General features: G+C 42.6%; 18 protein-coding genes. 9 read left to right on the top strand and 9 right to left on the bottom strand.

The features are described 5' to 3' along the window. Nucleotides 1-99 precede the first annotated feature (99 nt). From Q0081_RS15775 to Q0081_RS15755, 5 genes are all read right to left on the bottom strand, one after another. Entirely contained in the window at nt 100-1,623 is a 1,524-nt protein-coding gene (locus tag Q0081_RS15775; protein WP_298355147.1) for a serine hydrolase, read from the bottom strand. Between the two features lie 158 nt (nt 1,624-1,781). After that, nucleotides 1,782-4,910, bottom strand: a complete 3,129-nt coding sequence (locus Q0081_RS15770; RefSeq protein WP_298355145.1) for a VPS10 domain-containing protein — start codon at nt 4,908-4,910, stop codon at nt 1,782-1,784. 51 nt (nt 4,911-4,961) lie between these two features. Next, nucleotides 4,962-6,311: an MATE family efflux transporter gene (locus Q0081_RS15765; RefSeq protein WP_298355143.1), complete on the bottom strand. Its 1,350-nt coding sequence runs from the start codon at nt 6,309-6,311 to the stop codon at nt 4,962-4,964. 81 nt (nt 6,312-6,392) lie between these two features. Then, the gene (locus tag Q0081_RS15760; protein WP_298355141.1) at nt 6,393-6,935 is read right to left on the bottom strand and encodes a hypothetical protein; all 543 of its coding nucleotides are present in this window, start codon (nt 6,933-6,935) and stop codon (nt 6,393-6,395) included. A gap of 160 nt (nt 6,936-7,095) precedes the next feature. Beyond that, entirely contained in the window at nt 7,096-7,881 is a 786-nt protein-coding gene (locus Q0081_RS15755; RefSeq protein WP_298355139.1) for a response regulator transcription factor, read from the bottom strand. 206 nt (nt 7,882-8,087) lie between these two features. On the opposite strand from Q0081_RS15755, the gene Q0081_RS31890 reads away from it, so the two are divergent. The 4 genes from Q0081_RS31890 (at nt 8,088) to Q0081_RS15740 (ending at nt 13,206) form a co-directional block, all read left to right on the top strand. Continuing rightward, a complete protein-coding gene (locus Q0081_RS31890; protein ID WP_409034067.1) occupies nt 8,088-8,408 on the top strand; it encodes a LytR/AlgR family response regulator transcription factor in 321 nt (106 codons plus the stop codon). 35 nt (nt 8,409-8,443) lie between these two features. After that, complete coding sequence (locus Q0081_RS15750; protein ID WP_298355137.1) at nt 8,444-9,052, top strand: hypothetical protein; 609 nt, start codon at nt 8,444-8,446, stop codon at nt 9,050-9,052. Between the two features lie 480 nt (nt 9,053-9,532). Beyond that, nucleotides 9,533-12,754 (top strand): 3-coathanger stack domain-containing protein, encoded by a 3,222-nt coding sequence (locus Q0081_RS15745; RefSeq protein WP_298355135.1) that lies wholly within the window; start codon nt 9,533-9,535, stop codon nt 12,752-12,754. 29 nt (nt 12,755-12,783) lie between these two features. Further along, nucleotides 12,784-13,206 carry an RDD family protein gene (locus tag Q0081_RS15740; RefSeq protein ID WP_298355133.1) on the top strand — a complete coding sequence of 141 codons (423 nt, stop codon included), beginning with the start codon at nt 12,784-12,786 and terminating at the stop codon, nt 13,204-13,206. Between the two features lie 20 nt (nt 13,207-13,226). Here Q0081_RS15740 and Q0081_RS15735 read toward each other — a convergent pair whose 3' ends face one another. The 4 genes from Q0081_RS15735 to Q0081_RS15720 all read right to left on the bottom strand — a co-directional run bounded on the left by Q0081_RS15735 (nt 13,227) and on the right by Q0081_RS15720 (nt 18,756). Continuing rightward, a complete protein-coding gene (locus tag Q0081_RS15735; protein WP_310586498.1) occupies nt 13,227-13,889 on the bottom strand; it encodes a Uma2 family endonuclease in 663 nt (220 codons plus the stop codon). 157 nt (nt 13,890-14,046) lie between these two features. Continuing rightward, on the bottom strand, nt 14,047-15,198 hold the full coding sequence (dnaJ, locus tag Q0081_RS15730) for a molecular chaperone DnaJ (RefSeq protein WP_298355129.1): 1,152 nt from the start codon (nt 15,196-15,198) through the stop codon (nt 14,047-14,049). A 92-nt stretch (nt 15,199-15,290) separates the two neighbouring features. After that, the gene (locus Q0081_RS15725; protein WP_409034068.1) at nt 15,291-15,860 is read right to left on the bottom strand and encodes a nucleotide exchange factor GrpE; all 570 of its coding nucleotides are present in this window, start codon (nt 15,858-15,860) and stop codon (nt 15,291-15,293) included. A gap of 112 nt (nt 15,861-15,972) precedes the next feature. After that, nucleotides 15,973-18,756 (bottom strand): putative LPS assembly protein LptD, encoded by a 2,784-nt coding sequence (locus Q0081_RS15720; RefSeq protein WP_298355125.1) that lies wholly within the window; start codon nt 18,754-18,756, stop codon nt 15,973-15,975. A gap of 293 nt (nt 18,757-19,049) precedes the next feature. Here Q0081_RS15720 and Q0081_RS15715 point away from each other — a divergent pair, with 293 nt between their 5' ends. The 5 genes from Q0081_RS15715 to Q0081_RS15695 all read left to right on the top strand — a co-directional run bounded on the left by Q0081_RS15715 (nt 19,050) and on the right by Q0081_RS15695 (nt 22,877). After that, complete coding sequence (locus Q0081_RS15715; protein ID WP_298355123.1) at nt 19,050-20,192, top strand: Gfo/Idh/MocA family protein; 1,143 nt, start codon at nt 19,050-19,052, stop codon at nt 20,190-20,192. Between the two features lie 134 nt (nt 20,193-20,326). Continuing rightward, nucleotides 20,327-21,160 (top strand): type 1 glutamine amidotransferase, encoded by an 834-nt coding sequence (locus Q0081_RS15710; protein ID WP_298355121.1) that lies wholly within the window; start codon nt 20,327-20,329, stop codon nt 21,158-21,160. A gap of 55 nt (nt 21,161-21,215) precedes the next feature. Continuing rightward, nucleotides 21,216-21,425 carry a type II toxin-antitoxin system HicB family antitoxin gene (locus Q0081_RS15705; RefSeq protein ID WP_298355119.1) on the top strand — a complete coding sequence of 70 codons (210 nt, stop codon included), beginning with the start codon at nt 21,216-21,218 and terminating at the stop codon, nt 21,423-21,425. Beyond that, the gene (locus Q0081_RS15700; RefSeq protein ID WP_298355117.1) at nt 21,426-21,668 is read left to right on the top strand and encodes a type II toxin-antitoxin system HicA family toxin; all 243 of its coding nucleotides are present in this window, start codon (nt 21,426-21,428) and stop codon (nt 21,666-21,668) included. Between the two features lie 12 nt (nt 21,669-21,680). Beyond that, nucleotides 21,681-22,877 (top strand): hypothetical protein, encoded by a 1,197-nt coding sequence (locus Q0081_RS15695; RefSeq protein ID WP_298355115.1) that lies wholly within the window; start codon nt 21,681-21,683, stop codon nt 22,875-22,877. The last annotated feature ends 303 nt before the right edge of the window (nt 22,878-23,180 follow it).

The raw sequence follows: 23,180 nt of genomic DNA, 5'->3' as shown, positions 1-23,180 counted from the left end.
CAAGGTTACAAAACTAAACTTGCTCCCTCTACGAAAATTGGATAAACGGCGAAATAGGGGGATTGGTAGGATTATATGAAGGATACGGTTGTAAAAATACTAAGGGGATGGGGCTCCTTTTTTGAACTCAATTTCACCGGCATTTGAGAGGGTAACCATCACGCGGTCAATTGCTCCCTTGGCATCAATACGAAAATCAAACTTGGTTTGGTCGAATACACCGGTGCCTTCAAAAACATCGTAATGGTAGTGTTTTAGAGTAAAAGGCAATCCATGAAAAACTCCGATAAATTCATCATCTCCCCGAGCTTCCAATGCAAAGGAACCGTAAGCAGGATGTTGGTAGGTGCCCGTATAGGAATCCGAATTGTGCGAAGGCTTGGTATCTGATTTACGTTTAGCCGCATTGTCCTGTTTGGCTTTTTCCGTTTCTGCTTTTGCTTCGGCCTGTGCCGTTTTAAGGCGACTTGGCCAATCAATAGCAGATAGATTCAGCCATTTGTCCGATACGTAATTGCAGACAGAATTAACAAAATAATAATCGGCCAGACCGGTATTGGTCAGTATAACAACCCCGAGATTTTCGTTTGGAAAAAAAGCCATTTGAGAACGATACCCTTCGATGGAGCCGTTATGAGCCAATCGTAAGAAGCCTCGATAGGTGTTAATGCTCCATCCCATTCCATAAGTGGCATACCCCAACTCACTAAACGTAATCTCTGCGGGCGAGACAATGATATGCGGCGTATGATTTTCTTTCAAATTTGCTTCCGATACAATTTGTTTTTCACCAAACTTACCTTTTCCTAATTGCATGAGGAGCCAATTAGCCATTTCAACGGCGTTGGATTTGACGGAACCCGCCGGACCGATGGCATCCACGTTGCTGCCAAAGCCCTGCTCTGCCCATTGCCCATTGTTATCGCGATAAGAAAGAGCATAATCAGCAGTTTGGAAAAGCTCAGGATAGGTGAGTACTGTTTGTTTCATCCCAAGCGGTTGCAGGATTTTTTCGCGTAAAAAATTCTCCCAACTTTTTTCCGAAATGCGTTCCACCAATACGCCCGCCGTCATGAACATGAGGTTATTGTATTGATATTGAGCATACACGGGTTTGGAAAGCGGTAAGTATTTCAGGCGTTGGTAGAGACTTTGGCGGTCGAGATTGGCATAAAGCCACGTCCAATCGTGACGAGCCAAACCAGTGCGATGCGACACCAAATCCCGCGCCGTTACCGTGCGCGTCGCGTATTCATCATGCAGTTGGAAATCAGGCATATACTCTTTGACGGGTTTGTTCCAGTCCAATTTGCCTTCATCGGCCAATATCGCTAATGCCGCTGACGTAAACGATTTGGTACAGGAGGCAATTGGAAACAGCGTTTTCTCAGTAACCGGCAGGTTGTTTTTGACATCCTTGAGACCATAGCCTTTGGCGTAAAGTAATTTCCCATCTTTCACAATCGCCACCGAGGCTCCCGGAACGCGCCACTCCGTAAGCATTTGATTGACAAAAGCATCTAAGCCAATGAACGGATTGAATGGTGCGGCAGGGGCGGTTTTCTTTTGGGCAAAAGCAGCAACGGTTAGAAGCCACAAAAGGAAGAAAAATTTAGCTTTCATTTAGTTTGTAACGTTTTGAATAAATACACCAACTAAACTGTAATTCAAGGCAGAGGCTCGGAACTTAATAAATAGCACACGCTCGTGAGAAACGAGCGTGTGCGTTTACAAAAAATAGTTTCTCTAAGCCTCCAAAGTTTGGGCTTACAATGACCTACTTAATCAATTTTCAACGGTTGATAGTCTTGGAACAACTTAGGCTCAGATTCGGTTACGGATTTTCGGTAACCGGCCCAGTCTTTTTCAAAGAACGCATTGATGGGAACCAACGCTTTTTTCATGGCCTCCGTAGCCTGTTTCAATACTGTTTGTTCAGTAGGGCCGGGCATTCCTTCGGCCTCACGGAAATAATTGAGGGCATTGCCGGCTACCGAAGTAATCAAATTGGGGTTGCTGATGATGCCGGCGATTTCGGGATCAGAGTAAAGGGTGTAAAGCAGTTTTTTAGCTTTTTCCTGCATTTCTTTACCCAACTTTTTAACATTTTTGGCTTTCTCATCTTCGCGCTCTGCCAGTTGTTTATTTGTCAAATCAACGGTTTCTTTTACGGCACGCAATTGGTCTGCGGCATTGGTAACCACTTGCAGCGACTTTACTAATTGCGCGGCCATGTCATAACGGGCTTTTCGCTCGGTATCGGTGATGGGAGAGCGTGGGTCGGCTTTTACTACAACCGCAGTAGAGTCTTTAGTGTCTCCATAACTGATTCGGACGCTATAGGTGCCTGGTAAAATTTCCATTCCGCCGCGCTCGGGAGCATCAGCTTGCGGCTTAGGCACAGCTGGGAAACGAACACTTTTTTGGTCTAAAGCCCATTGAAAACGATTTACACCGCTTTTTGCTTCTGTTTTAAAGGTTCTGATTACATTTCTTGCCGCGTTCAAAACTTCTACTTTGACGCTGTCTTTTTTATCCTTGTCTTTGGGCGTAAAGGCAAAACTGATCATGGCACCTTTAGGGCGATTTTCTCCAATGAACAGGTTGTCGGTTTGAAAATCATGTTTCCCGTTGGGTTGGCGATAAATGGCTAAATAGGCATCAGGAGCGGGAAAGACTTTCAGTGGTTTATTCAGGACAGCAACTCCTTCTTTGGCGATACTACGCAAGGGGCGGATATCGTCCAAGATATAGATAGCGCGTCCAAAAGTACTGATGGCTAAATCATGGTCGCGGGGATGAATGACCAAATCCATGGTGGGTACCGTGGGGTAACCGGACTTCCATTTGGCCCAGTTTTTGCCCGCATCGATGCTCACGTACAGCCCGAATTCTGTTCCCAAAAACAGCAAATTGGGTACTTCGGGGTCTTGTGCAATGGCATAGCAGAAGCCTACTTTTGAATCATTGACGACTGATTCCCACGTTTTTCCAAAATCTTTGGTACGAAATACGTAAGGCTTCCAATCGTTCATGCGGTGATTGTCAAAGACGACAAACGCTTCTCCAGCACTGTATTTAGAAGCTTGAATTTGGGTAATCCACGTATTGGCAGGTACTCCTTTGATATTCTTGATGAGGTTGGCCCACGTTTTACCGCCATCGGTAGTGAGTTGAAGATTGCCGTCATCCGTTCCTACCCATAGCACCCCCTGCTGAAGCGTACTTGGAGCAATAGCCATAATGGTACAGTGGTTTTCGGCAAACGTTGCATCGAAAGTAATACCGCCACTGGTGTTTGCTTTTTGCTTGGTGGTGTCATTGGTTGTTAAATCAGGACTGATGATTTCCCACGAATCGCCACGGTTGGTGCTTTTGTGCAAAAACTGGCTGCCATAGTAAATGGTTTTGGCATCAAAGGGGTCAGCGGCTATACCGGTATTCCAGTTAAAGCGTAGCGTAGTTCCGTCGGGATGAACGGGTTTCATAAACTTCGTGTCACCAGTTGCTAAATCGTAGCGTCCCAAATAACCTCCCTGCGACATGGCCCATCCGTAGCGAGAATTGGCACGGTCGGGAACTACGTCAAAACCATCTCCAAAAAATAATTCTTCCCAATGCTCGGTACGGATACCTCCTTCACGCCATACGGCACTCGGACCTTTCCACGAACCGTTATCCTGCATTCCACCGTATACATTGAAAGGGATTTCATTGTCCACGTTGATGTGGTAAAATTGACCAACGGGCAGGTTTTCGGCAAAGCTCCAGTTTTTCCCTTTGTCACGCGAAATGACTAATCCGCCGTCATTGCCAAACATCATAAAATCGGGATTCTCGGGATGAATCCAGTAAGCGTGGTAGTCGGAGTGAACTCTGGAAAAAGGCACAATCACCTGAAAGTTTTTGCCACCGTCTTCGCTTTTAGAGATAAGGGTAGCAATTTCATAGACACGGTTTTCGTTTTTAGGGTCAACCATGAGGTCAAAATAGTAGAACGGACGGTCACCAACGCCTTTATCCGTTGTTTTTTTCCATTTCAGACCGCCATCATCTGAACGGTAAAGCGCATTTTTCTTGGATTCAATCAGGGCATACACCACGTTGGGGTTACTACGAGAAATGGCAAGACCAAATTTGCCCAATTCACCTTCGGGCAGACCATCGTCTTTGGTGCGCTGTTTCCAGGATTTACCACCGTCTAATGTCACATACATACCCGAACCCGGACCTCCTGATTTGAAGAACCACGGCCAACGGCGAAATTCCCACATTCCAACAATGAGTTTGTCAGGGTTGACAGGATCCATTACCATGTCGGCTACGCCCGTTTTTTCGTTGATATATAAGATTTTCTCCCACGTTTTACCTCCGTCCATTGTTTTATAAACCCCTCGTTCGGGATGCTCTCCGTAGGCTGAACCTTGCACACCTACGTAAACTATGTCTGGATTGTTGGGGTTGATAATGACGCGGTGAATATTACGGGTATTTTCCAATCCCATCAACTGCCAGGTTTTGCCGGCATCGAGGCTTTTGTAAATACCGTTTCCAAAATTTTGGGAGTTGCGAGGGTTTCCTTCTCCGGTCCCTGCCCAAATCACATCAGGGTTTTTTTGGTTAATCGTTACCGCACCAATAGAAGCGATGGGCTGTTCGTCAAACAAGGGTAAAAAAGAAGTTCCCCCGTTAGTTGATTTCCAAAGACCTCCAGAAGCTGTTCCGAGGTAGATGATACTCGGATTGGTCAGTACTACGTCAATACTTGTCACGCGTCCGCTCATTCCTGCGGGGCCAATGCTTCGCGCTTTGAGGCCATGCAGCTTGTCCATGTCCAACAATTGCGCATTAGAATAAAAAGCAAGGAATACTAAACAGAAAGAAAGGGCAAAAAGTAGCCTTTTTGTCATAAAAATAAGGTTTTAGGTTGAAGAAGTGTAAATATAAAACAAAAAGTGAGACTAAACTGCCATAGGCAGGTTAGCTTTCCTTCGTTTTTTTAACAAACGATAGAAGCGAATGGTTAGAAAAACGGCAGAGAAAGTCAGACCTGCCGAAAGAGAAATCCAAACACCTTCCACATCCATTTTGAACGTAAAAGCCAACAGGTAACTCATGGGCAATGAAATGACCCAATAAGCAATAAGTGTAATCAAGGTGGGCACATTGACATCCGTAAGGCCGCGCAAAGCTCCAAGGGTAGTGACTTGAATGCCATCAGAAAATTGGAAAAAGCCCGCGTAAATGACCAGTGTAGCGGCTAATTGAGTTACCTCTGGAGCATCTGTCAGGTAAAGAGAGACCAGAAAATCATTAGAAGTCAAAAAAGTAATGCACCAGATACCCATAAAAGCGATGGTCAACACTAACGCTGCTGAACCTGCCTGTTGTACTTTTGCCGAGTTTTGTTCCCCAAAAGCCCGACCTACCCGGATGGCGCCCGCCGAAGCAATGCCCGTTGCCATCATGTAGGTGGTAGAAGCCAAATTAATGGCAATTTGGTGCGCAGCCAATTGATTTTCTCCTAACCATCCGATCATCACTACTGCCAGTGAAAAGGCCGCAATTTCAAAGAAAAATTGAAAACCAACCGGAATTCCCAAGCGGAGGATTTTTTTTGTCAATTCATTCAAATTGACGTTGTGCGAGACTTGGAGGTACTTTTTGAAATGATGCGTTCTGAAAACATACACTAAAATAGCCGAAGCCATGTAAAGCCGAGCAATGAGCGTAGCCATAGCCGAGCCATTTAGCCCCATTTTTGGAAAAAACCAGATACCATTGATTAACACCCAGTTAAAAAGAATATTTACCAATAGCGCCGATACAGTGACGAACATCGCTACACGGGTAAATGAGAGTCCGTCAGCTAACTGACGCGCAGCGATAAACAGAAACAACGGTACCGTAGATGCGCTGAGAATGTACATAAACGGCTTTGCCAAACGAGTAATTTCGGGTGTTTGACCAAAGGAATCCATGGCAAATGCCACACCGACTCCGGCAATTCCCAATGCCATACTTAACAGAACCGCTACTCGGATTCCTGCCCGGAAAAGTTTCCCGATTTCAGTAGTGTTGTTTTGTCCTTTGGCCTGTGAAATCAACGTAGCTACTACACCCAAGCCGCCAAATCCGATACTGGAGACTAAAAAAGAAAGCGAATTGGCCAGACCCGCAGCGCCAAGCGGTACGGCTCCTAAGAATCTTCCCACCATGAGGTTGTCGGTCACGCCCATGAGAATCACTCCCAGTTGAGCAATGATGATTGGAATACTGAGTTTAATGGTTTCTATTATTTCGCGGCGCATTCTGCTGATATTACAAACCTATAAGGTTTTAACGGTGCGACGATTCGCAGACCTTATAGGTTTAATTCGGTTGATATTTTATTAAAAGCCAAACTCACTATCCGGGTCTAATCCTGAGGTATTATTTTCGTGAAAATCGACAAATGCTTTCTTTCCTCCAAACCATTCTAAAATTTCCGTTCGTTTAATGCGAGTTGTTTGCTCAGAAAGGCAACTATTGTAAGATGAATACAACCAATCCATTGGTTTTCTGCAAAAACCATGATGCACAGGATTCTGATGAATATAATTGACTGCCGTTATAAAGTAACCCTCCGAATCTATGTGAATGCGTTTGGTAAAATCTAAAAACAAAGCCCCTCGCCGTTCGTATCTTTTATTATAGGCTTTGGCGTAGCCATTAAGCCAGTTGCTGAGAGCTTGCATGACTACTTTATGTACATCGCCTTTATACTTTGGATGCAGTTCAATTTCTGATTGATGGTGTATTCGTACTAACAGATGAAAATGATTAGGCATTAGACAATACGCATAGGTGTGCCAAACAGGGGAGGTATGATGATGGTATTGTTGTAGAAAATAGCGGTAGTTTTCGTTAGTTCTGAATAGGTTTTCGTTACCCACTGCATGATTAATGATGTGATAGAATTTATCTTCCTAAAAATCCGCGTGGTAATTCATGCCGACGTTTTTTTACCCCAAAACTATATGATTCAGCCCGACAAACCAAACCTATAAGTTCTCCAAGACCTTATAGGTTTCAGTATGCCGAAATTGAAGAAGATTAAATCAAACGATATATTTTCAGGAAATTGACTAATTCAGTGGTGTCAACCAAACCCAATTTTCGAAGCATATTCTGACGATGGGTATTCACAGTATTTACACTTATGAATAATTGCTCGGCAATCTGCTCACTTACCAATCCTTTACCCAATAGTTTTGCAATTTCCTGTTCGTGCTTACTAAGCATAATTAACTCTTTGTAGGTATTGGTTGCATTATCAATCTCGACCAAACGGCTATTTTCACCCCCTGAAAGATGAAGGTGCTGTTTGCCTGTACGTTTGAAATGGGTAATGTCCGATGCATAAGCTAAAAGATAAACAATATGGCCTTCAGAATCTGTTTTTAAGGGAAGTCCCTCTTGGCAAACTCTTCTTACCCGTCCGTCTTCTCCATACATTTGGTAATCATATATTGACATAAACTTCTTGGTTTCCTCGGGAGTAAGCGTAGACAGATATGTATTAATTAGTTTTGAAATCTCTCCCAGACCAAGTAAATCGTTTGGTAAAAACTTATTGACATATCCCTCCACGCCCACTTCATAAAAGTATTCTTTAGACCAACCGCAGACTTTTTCAACATCGCCTAAAATCATGGCGTATTGCATGGTTTTGATATTGAGTACGGCTAAGACATTCCCTTGCATATAAAGCGTTTGGTGCAATAGTGGGTTATTTTCTGTTAAATTACTTACTATGTCAATGTCTTCACTGAGACCGCCTGAGTTCCATACTCTTTTGAATTCATTGAAGTTAAAAGGGGAAGAAATAAGCTGATTCATTTATAGAGGTAGAGGGTTAGTTGGCAAAAATACTGAATAATCAGTATTGCAAAGTTAATATAATCAACAAACATTTGTGGCGGGTAAAATGCCCTACTTGTGTAGCTAAAATACCGTAAAAAGACGGTACCAAATACGGGAAATTTCCCGTGGTGTAAGAAATATCGTTTACGGAATTTTGTCGCGCACTTACAAACCCTTTTTGAATGAATGCCACTATGATACCCGCCCTTTATTACTCGTATCAACACAAGTTACCCATTGATTTGAGTCAAGTGGTACGTTTAGAAGGGACGGGTAATTATACCACTTTTATTCTCAGCAATGGCACAAGCCACTTATCCTCCAAGAGCCTCTGTGTGTATGCGCCAAATTTACCCGTAAGTTTTGTGCGTGTGCATAAAGGGTGTATCATTAATCGTCGCTTTGTGGTGAGATTTGATAGAAAAAGGCGGTGCGTTTTGATGACGGACAATGTAGAAATACAAGTAGCGAGGCGAAGACTAAAAGAGGTGCAAAAGGTTTAATTCAATTATTCTGCAACCATAAATAACTTTTACCCATGCTTAAACTTATTCAAAATTTCAAAAAACAATCTAACCTCTGGATGTTTGGCGCATTTCTTTTCTTGCTTCATGGTGCTACAAAATCATTACAGCCCGCTGGTGTAATAGACCATTTCAAAGTAGGTGATGTAATCTATTCTATGCTTCCCTATCAGGATTTTATTCGACTACACGGTACTGGCTGGATGATGATGGATGCGCAAGGTGTTAATGCCTCTGCAGATTTAAGAAAAATTTTCCCAAGCGTTTTATTGAATGGTACAAATTTACCCGACGCACGAGGGCGTTTTATCCGTGGTATGAGCTATGGAGGGCCTGGATCACGCCAAGACCGAATGAATACTACAGATGGGGACCCTGATAACCAACGCATTGTTGGGTCTTTTCAAACAGATGATTTCAAAAGTCACACACATGTACTTGGGCTGAGAACATATAATGCAAATACTCAAGACAGTGGGCCTAACCAAGTTGGAGTAGAAGCTATTTTACCTTCTGGAAACAGAACAGGGGTGGGTATATATCCTACTGGAGGTGCCGAAACCCGCCCCCGTAATATTGCGCTTTATATCTATGTCAAAGTAGACGAAGACGGAGTTTATTAATCAGCCACATAATTCAAATGAAATTACACTTATTTTTCGGCTTGCTGTTAATGGCAACCTCCGTTGGGGCGCAGACCATTTATCCAGTTATCCAGAACATGTGCTGAGTCCGTCGAGTCAGCACATGATGGAGGAAAGTCTATTGCATGCGGAAATAACATTATCAGGGGAATGGGCTGATCTACCCAAAGACCTACATCACCACTCTGGTAACGACGAAGGAAATAACCCAAATTAAAGCTGATAGCAAAGCTATTAACCAGAAGTTACGGACATTGACCTTGTCCACTTAACAAATTCAGCAAAAGCAGGCAATGCTGATTAGTTTGGTCGAGGAGTTAAAAATCAACACGGATTTAGCGTTTAGAGCGACCAATACTGGTTTGATGAATGTCGAAGAACAACTTAAGGCCAATAGGTAGCTATCAAGCTGACGCCATTAAAAAACATAAAGATTTATGAACAATAACCTCTACGAATATGAAAACGGTAATTCTCATTTACACTCTATTGTTCTGTGGAAGCATTTTAGAGCTACATGCACAAACAGCAACCAATGAATACAAAACCACTTTTTCTACCATGCGAATGCTTTTTCGTTCAAATGAGGGCTTGAAGCAAGAGATTCTGAACAACCAATTAGCTGGGCCACTTACGCCCACTGGATTGGCACAGAGACAAGCCAAAATGAAGGACTTAGTGAATCAAGTTTGGAATAAAAAAGAGGCTGAATTTTTTTTGGGAGAAGTAGTTCTAAGAACTGCCAAAGATGCTTATCCGCCTATAAAAACTCTTTTAACCGAATTTAAGGATATTTTACCTAAACCGGTCGCTAAAGCAGTAGATGTATTAGGAAAAGTGGAAAATATTAAAAATTCTATGCCGCAGTACTCAAAAGACTTCTTAAATGAGAATGTATTCAAATATTTTAGCCCTGATTATTACGTTACAGAGCGTCAGAAAGGATACGATGAAATGTTTGAGCTTACTCTTCCGTCGGTACTTGCAACGGCTATCAAAGAGAATCCACAAAATCCGGGTGCTGCTCTCACTAACTTACGCGGTCAATTACAAAACCCGCAAATACAGGCAAAGTTTGATGATTTTGTGCAAAAAAATCAGGGGAAGACGTTTGCTGCAGATAAGAATTTGACTTTTCAACAAGCCTCCCAAAATTTAATAGAAAAAGATAAACGCGTTGTTGAACATAATAAAGCGAGTGCAGATGTGTATGCTGAATATATATTAAATGAACAAATGCAGTACCATGTCGCGGAAATGTATTCGGCTGATATTTCTACGTTAAAACAACAAGCAACTGACTTGCAGCGTGATTTACGAAATACAAATCTTACCCAGCAGCAGATTTTAGTAAAACAGAAGGAACTGCAAAGTGTAGTTTATAAGTTGGGGGCATCACTTTCAGGCTTTGAAATGGCAACCGATAAACGTTTAGGTAGTATTGAAAAAAAATTAGAGAAATATGGTACAATTACCGAACAACTTTTATTGGAAATCAAGTTAGAAAAGACCTCATTAGATGATCGTATCAAGATTTACGAAGATATGAAAGTCGATGCAGAGGCAGGAAGAGCCACTCCTTACAGTTTAAATGAGATTAACAAATCATTGGTTAGAGATAAAGAGTTAAAGCAAGTTGAAAAGAAAAAACAGAATTTAGAAATAGCTCAAACAGCTTTGGAAGCTGGAGCAATTGCCCTCCAATTAATGGAAGCATTTAATATTGGGAGTGAGAAAGATCGAAAATATGTGGCAACAGGCTTAGCCGTTGCAGAGATAGGCGTTAGGGCATATGCAGGTGATTATAAAGGAGCCGTAGCAGGTGCAATAAGTCTATTCAAAAAACCTAAGCCTACCCCCGAAATGCAAATGTTAATGCAAATCAATGAACGATTGGCTGCTTTAGAACAAACTATCAATGAAGGCTTTAGAGGTTTGCATGATCATTTGACCAGTGTTCATCAAGATTTGGTCAATAGATTAGATTTTATATCATCTCAAATAAGCGATATGCGAATGCAGATGATGAAAGACCATCAAGAAGTCATGAGTCAATTGTACGAAATCAATGAAACTCTTGAAAAGCGGCTACAGTATTTAACTGCCCAAAACCAACGAATTGACGAGAAATTGACTGCTTTATTGGGCGGAAGCACTGATGTATGCTTTGAGCCGCACCGTACTTGGAGTACCATTAAGGACAATAGTGATCCCGATAAATTAACTCCAGCTTATCTAAACGCTTTTGTAGATGGCACTTTTTGTCATCCATGCTTTGTGGCACTTTTGGGTGCTTTAAATTCAAAATTTGAGGAAGGACAAATAAAATTGGCTTTCGATTACACAGTTGGTCCAGCGGAATCCCAATATCAGGATTTATACAATCAATCGGATTTGTTTAATAAACAGGTAGGACTTTGGAGTAGTCAATTTACTACCAACACCACTGCGAAAGATACGGCAGCATCAGCAATGATTTACCCTACTGTCAAAGTAACGGAGCATAATTTGCCTTATGGCAGATTAAAACAAGAAAAAGTAAAACCCATCTTATCAGCTTACAATACTTATACGAATGAACGCTATATGAATTATAAGCGAGTGGTTCAATTTGCCAACTATGTTTTTGATTTTTATAATTTATTGGAGGTGTACAATAATCGGATTATGAACGCTACCGAAGTAAATGCCAACCTTTCGTTTGTTAAATTTCGTTCTGGTCAACTGGAAGAAGGAGCTAAAAAAGTATTGAATCTCATTGAAAAATCCATTGCCCAAGAATCGCTTATAATGGGTATTCAGCAATTTGATTTGTTTTTTGATATACTAAATTCAAGTAAATATTCATCGGACGAACTTACTATAGGGCCAAAAACATTAGAAATTGGAAGAAGAATTGAGGAAGTCTTCAAAATATTAAGAAGTAATCCCGTTATGGCCCATAATTTTGCCTCTTATTTGATGACTAAGACAGTAAAAACCAATGCAGTTTTTGAAGCAAACCTTAAAAAATACGATGATGGCATAAAAAAAGCCGTTGATTTTGAGGGTGTGATTCCGCTTTCAACTGCCCAATGGATGTATATGAGCGTGGACAAAGATGGTTTAGGTTTAGGAATTCAAAAGCAATATCTCAAGTTAGATAAGGGGATTCCTCAAATGCAAGAAGATCATGTATATATCCCGTTAGTAAGAGACGAAGAACCCATTTTTGAAAACGATATATTTAAGGGAATTAAAGAAATTTATGTAGTTGATAGAATGGTTCCAACCGAAGGAATGATGGCTTTACAAGAAGCTCGCGAAAAGATTAAGTCAATCATTATCGAGGTTAATATCTTAAAAGGGGTAACTGTCAATGACCAAGCAAATGGCTTTAGCACAAAGGATTTACAATTTTTGGCCTTGAATGACATTATGCTTGAAAAAGCGTACAATGATACTATTGCAATCCAAATGCCAAAGAAGTGTGATTTAGAGATTAACCTTACCTCATCAAACAACATCACGATGGGCTCATATCCTTATGAATCAGGACGAACGATAATTGCAACGAATAAAATTTTAGGAGGTACAGTAACTTATGATGCTGGAAAAACGGTTACATTAAACCCGGGGTTTGAGGCTCGTGGGAATAATACTGTTTTCAAAGCTTTCATTGATGGGTGTGGGAATAATTAGGTGTAATATAGCTACCATATTTTCACTTAATGCCCTACTTACTCCTCCTCAAACGCGTTATCGCCCAATCAATAGATTTGCTTTTGTTCTATTATGGATTTCATAGGTATTACGATTGGGTCAATGCCAATAATCCAATGGCTTATGATAGGTTATTCGATGGAGTGGGAGAATTATTCGAATTTACTCCTATTTGGGTAGTGTATAGCTTTGTGTTTGAATGGTTTACAAGTGGATATTCCGTTGGGAAATGGCTGATGGGTTTGCAGGTTGTAAAAATCAATGGTAACTCAATTGGCTTTCGGGAGGTTTTCCTTCGTTGGTGTGGCAATTGGTTTGATTTTTATCTCAGCGGTGGTTTAGGGGCAATCATAGCCGTGTTGGTTTCACCTCAACAACAGCGCATGGGAGATTATTGGGCGGAAACAGTGATTAGGAAGAAAAAAACATAGATAATTTATCAAGTCAAACTCTACTTCATCAACTCCTGCAAAGCCTCCACATTGGCGGCTTCGTCGAAGATAGCTGCCACGGGAATGGAAAAGCCCTTGATAACCCAACTTTCAATATAACTATCGAGATAAAAAGTACGGGCGGGCATGTATTGGGTGTCGTGGTCACCGAGAAGGACGTACTGCTCAATAAAGCGTTGATTGGGGTCAATAATCCAGTATTCTTTAATGCCGTGGGCGGCGTAGTCTTGTTTTTTGAGTCCACGGTCGCGGGGGGCAGTTTTTTTGGATAAGATTTCTACCACAAAATCAGGCGCAGGGAAAAGGATTTGGTCGTCGGTGAAAGTATCGTATTTTTCTTTGGAGAAAAACACCAAATCGGGCTCGTAGTCATTGCGCGTGAGGGCAATCATGGCTTTTTCGGTAGCCACACGGCCCAATTTATTGAGACTTGCATAAATACTCAACAACCTCGAAAGCAAGTCGGTCACGCTAAAATGGCGCTTTTTAACGGGTGAGTGCAATACAATTTCCCCGTTGATAAACTCCGCCTTCACCGCAGGTGATACCCACTCCCGAAACTCGTGGCGGCGTTTTTTTTCTTCCAAAAGTGCCTCATTGAGTATTGCTATTTGCTCAAAAGCATCGGGCGAGGCCAATATTTTTTCAACATAACTTATCATCACATTCGGACTTTTTTACAAATATACGCTTTTTGAAAAAATACCGTGCAGTCTCGTTCCGTGCGAAGGTGAAAGTCATGTCAATCATTAAATTTGGATCCCTACAACAAAAACGGGCGACCAGAGCCGCCCGTTTCTATTCATATTTTATCAATTCTTAATGAAAGAAATCCTTCATCTTCTCAAAAAATCCTTTCTCATTTTTCCCGGGTTTCGGTTGGAAATTGGGTGAGGTACGGAGTTTTTCGAGGGTGGCACGCTCGTCGCTGCTGAGTTGTTTTGGCGTCCAAATGTTGACGTGAATCAACTGGTCGCCGCGACCGTAACCGTTAAGTTCTTTGATGCCTTTGCCTTTCAAACGTAAAATTTTTCCGCCCTGTACGCCCGCTTCGATGGGTACACGGGCTTTGCCGTCGAGCGTAGGAACTTCGGCTGTGGTGCCGAGTGCAGCATCTACAAAATTAAGGTGCAGGTCATAGACGAGGTTGTTGCCGTCGCGTTTGAGGTGTTCGTCTTCCTCTTCTTCTACTACAATAAGCAAATCACCAGCCACGCCCCCGCGAGGAGGTACATTGCCTTTGCTGCTCATCGAAAGTTGCATCCCGTCGGCTACACCACCGGGTATTTTGATGCTGATCAAATCTTCTTCCAATACGCGTCCTTCACCTGCACAAACGTCGCAACGCTCGGTGACGAGTTTGCCTTCCCCGTTACAGGTAGGACAGGTACTGGTCGAAACCATTTGCCCTAACATGGTACTGACCACTTTTCGCACCTGTCCGTTGCCGTTGCAGGTATGACAGGTTTTGAGAGAGGCGCCGTTTTTAGAGCCGTTTCCACCGCAGGTATTGCAACTTACGTAACGCTTTACCTTGATTTTCTTTTCGGCTCCTTCGGCTACCTCGCGCAAGTCAAGTTTCAGCTTAATACGCAAATCCGTACCGCGGCGTACACGTCGACCACCGCCACCGCCACCACCACCAAACATATCGCCAAACGGAGAAGCGTCGCCGAAAATATCGCCGAATTGGGAGAAAATATCATTGATGTCGAAACCTTGAGGGCCTCCGCCGCCATTGTTGCCCATACCGGCGTGGCCGTATTGGTCGTAGCGTTTGCGTTTATCAGCGTCGCTCAGCACACCATAGGCTTCGGCCGCTTCTTTAAACTTATCTTCTGCGGAAGGATCGTCGGGGTTTTTGTCAGGATGGTACTTGATGGCCAACTTGCGGTAGGCTTTCTTGATTTCATCGTCGGCTGCGGTTTTGCCAACGCCAAGAATTTCGTAATAATCTCTTTTTTGTGCCATTATTTTTTCCGTTAATGGTTATATGCTATCTGTTATACGTGTGCTTTTAAGTGCTCTCGAATAACAAATAACTAATAACGGATAACTGTTTATTAACTGCCTACTATGACCTTTGCGTAGCGAATTACTTTTTCGTTTAAGAAATATCCTTTTTCCACTTCGTCAATTACTTTTCCTTTGAGGTCGTCGCTCGGAGCGGGAAATTGGGTGATTGATTCGTGCAAATCAGGGTTAAATGTTTCGCCTTTGGAAATCATGGGTTTAAGACCGCGACTTTCCAGCGTTTTTGCAAATTTATTGTAAATTAAACCTACGCCTTCTTTCAACGGAGCAATTTCAGAAACTGTTTCAAAAGAAGCCATGGCACGTTCAAAATCGTCGGCAATGGGTAACACCGCTTTCATCAACTCTTCGCCGGCATTAGAAATCAAGTCCAGTTTTTCTTTGGCGGTACGACGACGAAAATTTTCAAAATCGGCGTATAAACGCAAGTACTTATCTTTCAATTCGGTGATTTCTGCTTCCAATTTTTCGACTTGCGTTATCTCGGTTTCCTGAGCAATTTCAGCTGCATCGGTTGCCTGTGTGGTTTCCTGCTCTTCGGTATGCAATGTTTCTTCGGTATTCATAATTTTCTTTGCTGCGTTTTTGGCATAATTCATCCAACGCTTTCTGAGTGTCAACTTTCTTGCCACGGGCTTGTGTTATGACAAAATGACACATTTTACGGGGTGAAAGGTTCCAATGCGGCAGAAAAATGGCAAACAGTTACAATTATCTAAATCCTCCCTGATCGTAGAAGGTGCGTCGACGGGAGAGTTTTAAGTCGCGCAAAAGGGCCGATTTGGCACGAATTTCAAAAGAGTAGTTATTGGCACGGAAGCCGGAACCCGCAAAAGGGGTCCAGTTAAATGACATTTCCCAGCAGTGCAAATCGCGGGTAATTCCAATGTTGGTAATCGAAGGTGCTTTGGCTGCTATATCCGCCCCGGTATCAAACGTAAATTTCCATTTGGGTGTGAGACTGAAATCCCCGTTAAGGCGCAGTGTTTGAATCGTTACGCCCGTTGATAAACCCTGTTTTGAGTAGCCGAAATTGTAGCTCAAATTGAGCGTCCAAGGAATATTGAAATCCACGTATGCTTCTGGATTGGCGTTAATCATTTTTTGCTGTTCTTCGGTATTGGGCGTATTGGCTTTTTTAGGTTTGTCGGCACCTTTGGGCGCAAAACGCGTCGAAAGAGCCATGTTGAGGTTGTTAAGATGCGCTAACCCCTGTTTTTCGGTGATGGCAAAACGATTGATTTTGCGCCCTACTGTACCATACAGTGCATCTTTCACGTACGTGTACGGGTCAAAATTAGCAGAGAAGTTGAAATTTAAGTTTTTAAACAACTGTGCATTGGCCGACATACTGATATCCGACATATTCAATGAGTCGGCCATGAGATTATAAGAGCCATTTAAGCTGAGGTTGTCCAGAAGGGATTTCTTTTCAAATTGCTTGCCCGAGGAGTCTGATTTGGGGCGAATTTTGGCCTCAAAAAGGTTGTTCAAACTCCACGAAATAGCGGCTGCGGAAGTGCCCGATGTCGTTAAATTTCCCCCAACAGTGCGATAGCGATTGAGGTAACGAATATCGCCCCGTTCGTTGACAACGGTTTTCTCGTACAAATTGGATTGGTCGGGTACATAGCTGATACTTGCCGACGGAATCAGCGTGTGGCGAATGGCTTCGAGTCGCTTGCCTTTTATAAAAAATGTTCCATACACTCGCGTATTGATACTGGCGCTGAACGATACGTTATTGGCAAAATAAATTCCTTGCAGTGTGTCAACCTGTACTCTGTTATTGCCAAGATAGGTATATCTGAATTTCTTGGTAAATGTCTCACCCGACAGTGATATTCCCGGAGTAATGTTAATGTAGCGGAACAATTTGATGTTGGGCAATGAAATAGGGAGTGAAAACCGCCCGGTAAACTGTGAGTGTTTGATAAATTCTGGTAAAGACTCACTATCCAACTTATAGGTAGTAGGTGTGTTTGAGTCGGTAGTGATATTGGTGGGGGCGTTGGCCAAGATAAAACCCAATCGAGCGCTGGATGTATCGGCAAAAACGCGGGTATTACTGGCGCTTAACCCTCCGCTAAAATCCATTCCCAAACGAAAACTTTCGTACCAGGCACCTGTTCCGCCTTTAAGAGCAAAAGGAGCAATTTGGTTGATGCCAAAATTGAAATCGACGCCGGCATCTATCGAACCTGGGTCAGTCTGATTGCCCAGTGAATCTACTTTAGAGCGGTCAGGAAAGCGCTGATTGACCCGCAAACTGGCTCCCATTCGCGCAAACTGTCCAAATTGCTTGTTGTACTGCACCGATGAGCCCGCTACGTTTTGAATATAACGCTGTGTGCTGAATTCGTTGTATTGATTAAAACTATTACTTCCGATATTGACCGACGCTCCAAAACTCGACGTTCCGCGCGTGACAGGCGTATGGCTCCAGTTGAGACTGAAGTCGTTACGAGGTTTGTTCAAAATCTTGATTTCATTCCCCTGTACGTTGCGGTTGAAGCGTAAATTAAAATTCCCGTTAAAGCGATATTTTACGGCATAAGGCATTGCCAAACCCACTCCCCAACTTCCTTTGGAATAGATTTGCCCGGTAAAGCTCATGTTGATTTTTTCGCTGATGGCCCAGTAGTAGCCGCCATCGCGGAGGTAGTAGCCACGCCCGTTGGGTTCTTCGCCGTACTGCGGCATGATGAGCCCGGAGGTGCCGATTTCTTTCTTTTTAGGAACGGGAAAAAAACCGAACGGTAAACCGATGGGCAAAGGAACATCGGCAATCACCAAGTTGAAAGGCCCCGAAATGACTTGTTTTTCAGGGATTACCTTGATTTTTTTTGCGTTGATAAAAAAGTGGGGATGTTCTAAATTACAGGTCGTGTAAATCGACCCTCGAACGTACATATTGTTTTCTTCGTCTTTTTTAACAGTAGTACCTCTGATATTTCCGTCGCCCTGTTGGGTTACGATGCCTTTGATGAATCCTTTTTTACTTTTAAAATTATAGCGAAGTTCTTTAGTATCGTATTTTTCACCGTTATCTTCAAAAATGGGTTGTCCAATCCATTTTTTGGAAGTCGAATCGTAGGTACCTCGCGCAAATACCTCATTGGTTTTCCAATTGAGGCGAATATAATCAGCTTCCAGATTGATGGCTCCGTAGTTTACTTTTGCTTTCCCGTACAGATGCACCTCTTCCTGCCCGGGATCCATAATGGTAGAATCCTGGGCACTGTAAACTACCGTACTTTTGAGGTCACTTTGTGCCTGAAGACTGTCACGGCTAATAGAATCGCCCTTAGCAAGGGTGGCAGCAATGACCGGTACGACGGGAGTGGCGCGTTTGATAGAGTCCAAAGCGATGGGAGCATTTAGCCTGCGAGGTATCAGTTTTTGAGCCATGGACTCAAAACTGACCCCGAAAAAGGTCAACCACAACAGCCATTGCGCTGCTCTTACCGAAACTTTAAGGTTTTTTAGAAACAACTTTACAAATACTTTATTCGCAAAAGTAAGGCATTACACGTTTGCAAAGGACGAAAGTTTGTTAAAAGTTATTAAAACGCTCTTTTGGAACATAAATCAATTTGTTGGATAAAGGAGTAAAATCCACCGAAGCCAGTCTTAAAAAGTAACATTCTTAATCAATTACAAAAGGAGCCTGTCTGTATTCGATAAGTCAGTAAAGTCCTTTAAATCTTCCAAAATTATTTATCTTGCGCCACCAATAGCGCACAACGTATAAAAATACTAATTGACAATTCAAACCCAAAAACACTATGTCAAAAACTCAGGTAGCCGTAGTAGGGCTCGGTTTTATTGGCCCCGCGCACATTGAAGCGCTGCGGCGTTTGCCCGATGTGGAAGTAGTAGGAATTGCTGACTTCTCGGCAGAAATTGCCCAAGCCCGGGCGCAAACACTCGGCACGGGTGCCTACGATTCATTCGACGATTTACTGCGTGACGATTCGATTGAATGTGTTCACATCTGCACGCCCAATTTTTTACATTACGAACAATCCAAAAAGGCGTTGCTGGCGGGTAAAAACGTAGTTTGTGAAAAACCGCTGGCTACCAACATTGCCGAAGCGGAAGAACTCGTTGAACTGGCGGATAAACTGGGATTGGTGAATGCCGTCCATTTCAATTTGCGGTATTATCCCTTGATTCGTCAAATGAAAACCATGCGTGAAAAAGGCGAATTGGGCGACGTTTATTCGGTGCAGGGGAGCTATTTGCAGGATTGGCTTTTTTTGCCTACCGACTACAACTGGCGTCTTGAGCCTTCGCAATCGGGCGATTCGCGGGCAGTAGCCGACATCGGTTCGCACTTATTTGATTTGATTGAATACATTACCGGCTTGCATATTACGGAGGTTATGGCCGATTTCAATACCGTGCACAAAACCCGGATGAAACCTAAAAAGGCAATTGCAACCTATTCCGGTAAACTGCTTCAAGCATCTGATTACGAAGAAGTTCCTATTACCACAGAGGACTTCGCTTCGATTTTGTACCGCTTTGAAAACGGCAATAAAGGGGTTGCAACGATTAGTCAAGTTTCGGCAGGGCGCAAAAATCGTTGTACGCTTGAAATCAGCGGCTCGAAAGAAACCTTCAACTGGTGTTCGGAAGCTCCTAACGAAATGTGGATTGGCCGCCGCGAAGGGCCGAACCAATCGCTCATGCGTGACCCTGCACTGGCATACGAAGAAGCTCGTGCGCTGATGACCTTCCCAGGCGGACACAACGAAGGTTTCCCGGATACCTCTAAACAACTTTTCAAAGAAGTCTATGCCGCTATTCGCAACGGAAAACCCGAGAATCCAACCTATCCAACTTTTGCCGATGGCTTGCGGGAATTGAGACTTTGCGACAAAATCGTTCAAAGTAGCCGCGAGCAGCGTTGGGTACAAGTTTGATAATATTTCCGTAATTTTGCGGAGAAAATTGTAATTTTACATCGTACTGTCACTGTATCTTTATCCTCTTTACCAAGGGGTTAAAGTCAGCAACAGTACGATTTTTTTGTTAATTTTAGACAACCGATGAGATAATGGAACGGATTAAAGTGGCCATCTTAGATATGAACAACGGTCATCTCAATGAAGGAATGCGTTGTATCAAAGCCATCACCGAGCGTTTTTTAGGACAGGAAGGAATCGATGGGAAATACGATGTTTTTGATGTGCGGCAAAAAAACGAAGTGCCCGATTTAAATTACGACATCTTCATTTCTTCGGGCGGTCCGGGCAATCCGGAACCCGCAGGAGACACTTGGGAAAAACCGTTCTTTATGTTGTTGGACCAAATCTGGCAATATAATCGTCAACCGCACCATCCACGCAAAAAATACTTGTTTCTGATTTGCCATTCTTTCCAAATTGCCTGTTTGCATTGGAATGTGGGGCTGGTTCGTAAGCGTCGTTCTACATCATTCGGAATTTTTCCGATGACCAAAACGCATTTCGGGCAAAGTGAAACTTTTTTTGAAGATCTTCCCGATCCCTTTTATGCCGTAGACTCTCGCGATTTTCAGGTGATTGAGCCTAATCATAAACATTTGGAGGGGATTGGCGCCAAAATACTCTGTATCGAAAAAGAACGTCCTCACGTGGCGCATTTAGAACGTGCTACAATGGCGGTACGGTTCTCGCGCGAAGTGTTCGGAACGCAGTTTCACCCGGAAGCTGATGCAGAAGGAATGTTGCGGCATTTTCAAAAAGAAGAGAAACGTGAAGTAATAATTAAAAATTACGGTGCTGAGAAGTACAATAATATGCTGAATCACCTTCAAGACCCCGATAAAATCATGCTGACTGAATCGGCTGTTATTCCTACGTTTCTGAATCAGGCAGCGGAGCAATTGATGGCAGCAGAATTGGTATAGGCAAGATTTGGTTTTATCGATTTCTTAGTTACTTTTGATTTAAATATCAAACAGTATGAGCGAACTCATTTTTGTAGTGGAAGAAGATATTGAAGGTGGCTATACAGCACGTGCCTTAGGAGAAAATATTTTCACTCAGGGGGACACGATTGATGAATTGAAGGAAATGATTAGAGATGCTATAGAATGCCATTTTGACTCCCCTGATTTAGCCCCAAAATTGATTCGATTACATTTTGTTAAAGATGAGGTTTTTGCGCTATAAATGAAAATTCCCAGAGATATAACGGGTGCGGAGCTTGTTAAACTGTTAAAAAAAATGGATTATCAGGTTGTTCGTCAAACGGAGAGCCACATTCGTATCCGAACCGAACAAAACGGTCAGCATCAAGAGACTATTCCCAATCATATACCTATAAAGATTGGTACGCTCAATTCTATTTTGAATAACATTTCTTCACATTTTGGAATAACTAAAGAAGAACTTATTGCTATTTTGTTTGGGTAAAAGACTTAACCTATGATTCCTCAGATTCGTCAAACCTACAATGCCGCTTTCAGCGAAGAAAAATACAATGAATTTATTGACGGAATTCACGCTGATTGGCCGGGTCAATTAGAGTTTCGAATTGCTGAAACGCCCGTTTTTGTGCCAAAAGCGCTCAAAGACAAGCTCATCGAAGCTTGTGAGTCGTTTATAGATGTAATTGTAGGTCCTCATTTTAAAGTCAAGACTCAACACGCTATTCCAGCAGGACAGAAAGTGCCCAACGAAAATGCCCACAGTTCTTTTCTGGCCATTGATTTTGCCGTTTGCAAAGACGCAGAAGGCGAGTTGATGCCGCAACTAATTGAATTACAGGGGTTTCCTTCTATTTTTGGTTTTCAAAGCTACGTTACCGAAAAATTCCGCGACTATTTCCCGATATCCGCGGAATTCAGTAACTATTTTAGTGGGATAACCACGCAGGCCGAATACATTGCCAAATTGAAAGAAGTGATTGTGGGAAATGAAAATCCCAAAAATGTAATCCTGCTGGAAATTTATCCCGAACAACAAAAAACCCGTATTGATTTTGCCGTTACGGAGGCATTTCTGGGAGTAAAGGCCGTCTGTTATACTAAAATTAAAAAGCGTGGATTCGAGTTATATTATGAACACGAAGGCCGCGAAATCAATATCAAAAGAATTTACAATCGCCTGATATTTGACGATTTAGAGAATTATCCCAATCTGCAATCTGAATTTAACTTGACCGACGATGTAGACGTCACTTGGGTTGGGCATCCTGACTGGTTTTTCCGCATCAGTAAATATACCCTGCCTTTTCTTACCTCTCCTTATGTTCCCGAAACTCGCTTTGTAAGTGAATACAACGGTGATTTTCCCACCGATTTGGAAAATTTCGTACTCAAACCCCTCTTTTCATTTGCCGGCAGTGGTGTTATTATTCACGTTAAACCGGAAGACATAACGGCAATCTCCGACCCTGAAAATTGGATTTTACAACGAAAGGTGAACTACGAACCGGTCATTCAGGCACCCGATGGACTCGTGAAATGCGAGATTCGTATGCTGTATGTGTGGGAGGACAACGCCCCGCGCCCCCAATTGCTGACAAGCCTGAGCCGTTTGAGCCGCGGGGAGATGATTGGCGTGCGATTTAACAAGGACTTTACTTGGGTAGGCGGAACTACCTGTTTTTTTGAGCCTTAACGCTCAATTTTCTTCTTTTTTTCTTACTTCTCGAACCAAAAATATCCCCTAAACAGGGGATTACTACTCCCGTCTATTTGATATTTTATAATGCAAATGCTATCTTTGCACAACCAAAAAATAGATATCTGCACATTAAATTTTCATTAACTTAGTATGATACCAAAAAAGGGAGAGAAAATATATATCTCAAAATGAGTGATTTGTGGCATCATTCCAATACGCAAATTTGTACTTTCTGTTGTTGAGTCCACTTCTCTCTCCACCTGAGTCGGCTCGGTAGCTTAACCTAAACAATCACAG

The organism is Runella sp. (assembly GCF_027484545.1).
GTDB lineage: Bacteria > Bacteroidota > Bacteroidia > Cytophagales > Spirosomataceae > Runella.
Note: the sequence above shows the minus strand (reverse complement) of the source record. Positions and strands in the feature narration are given on the sequence as shown.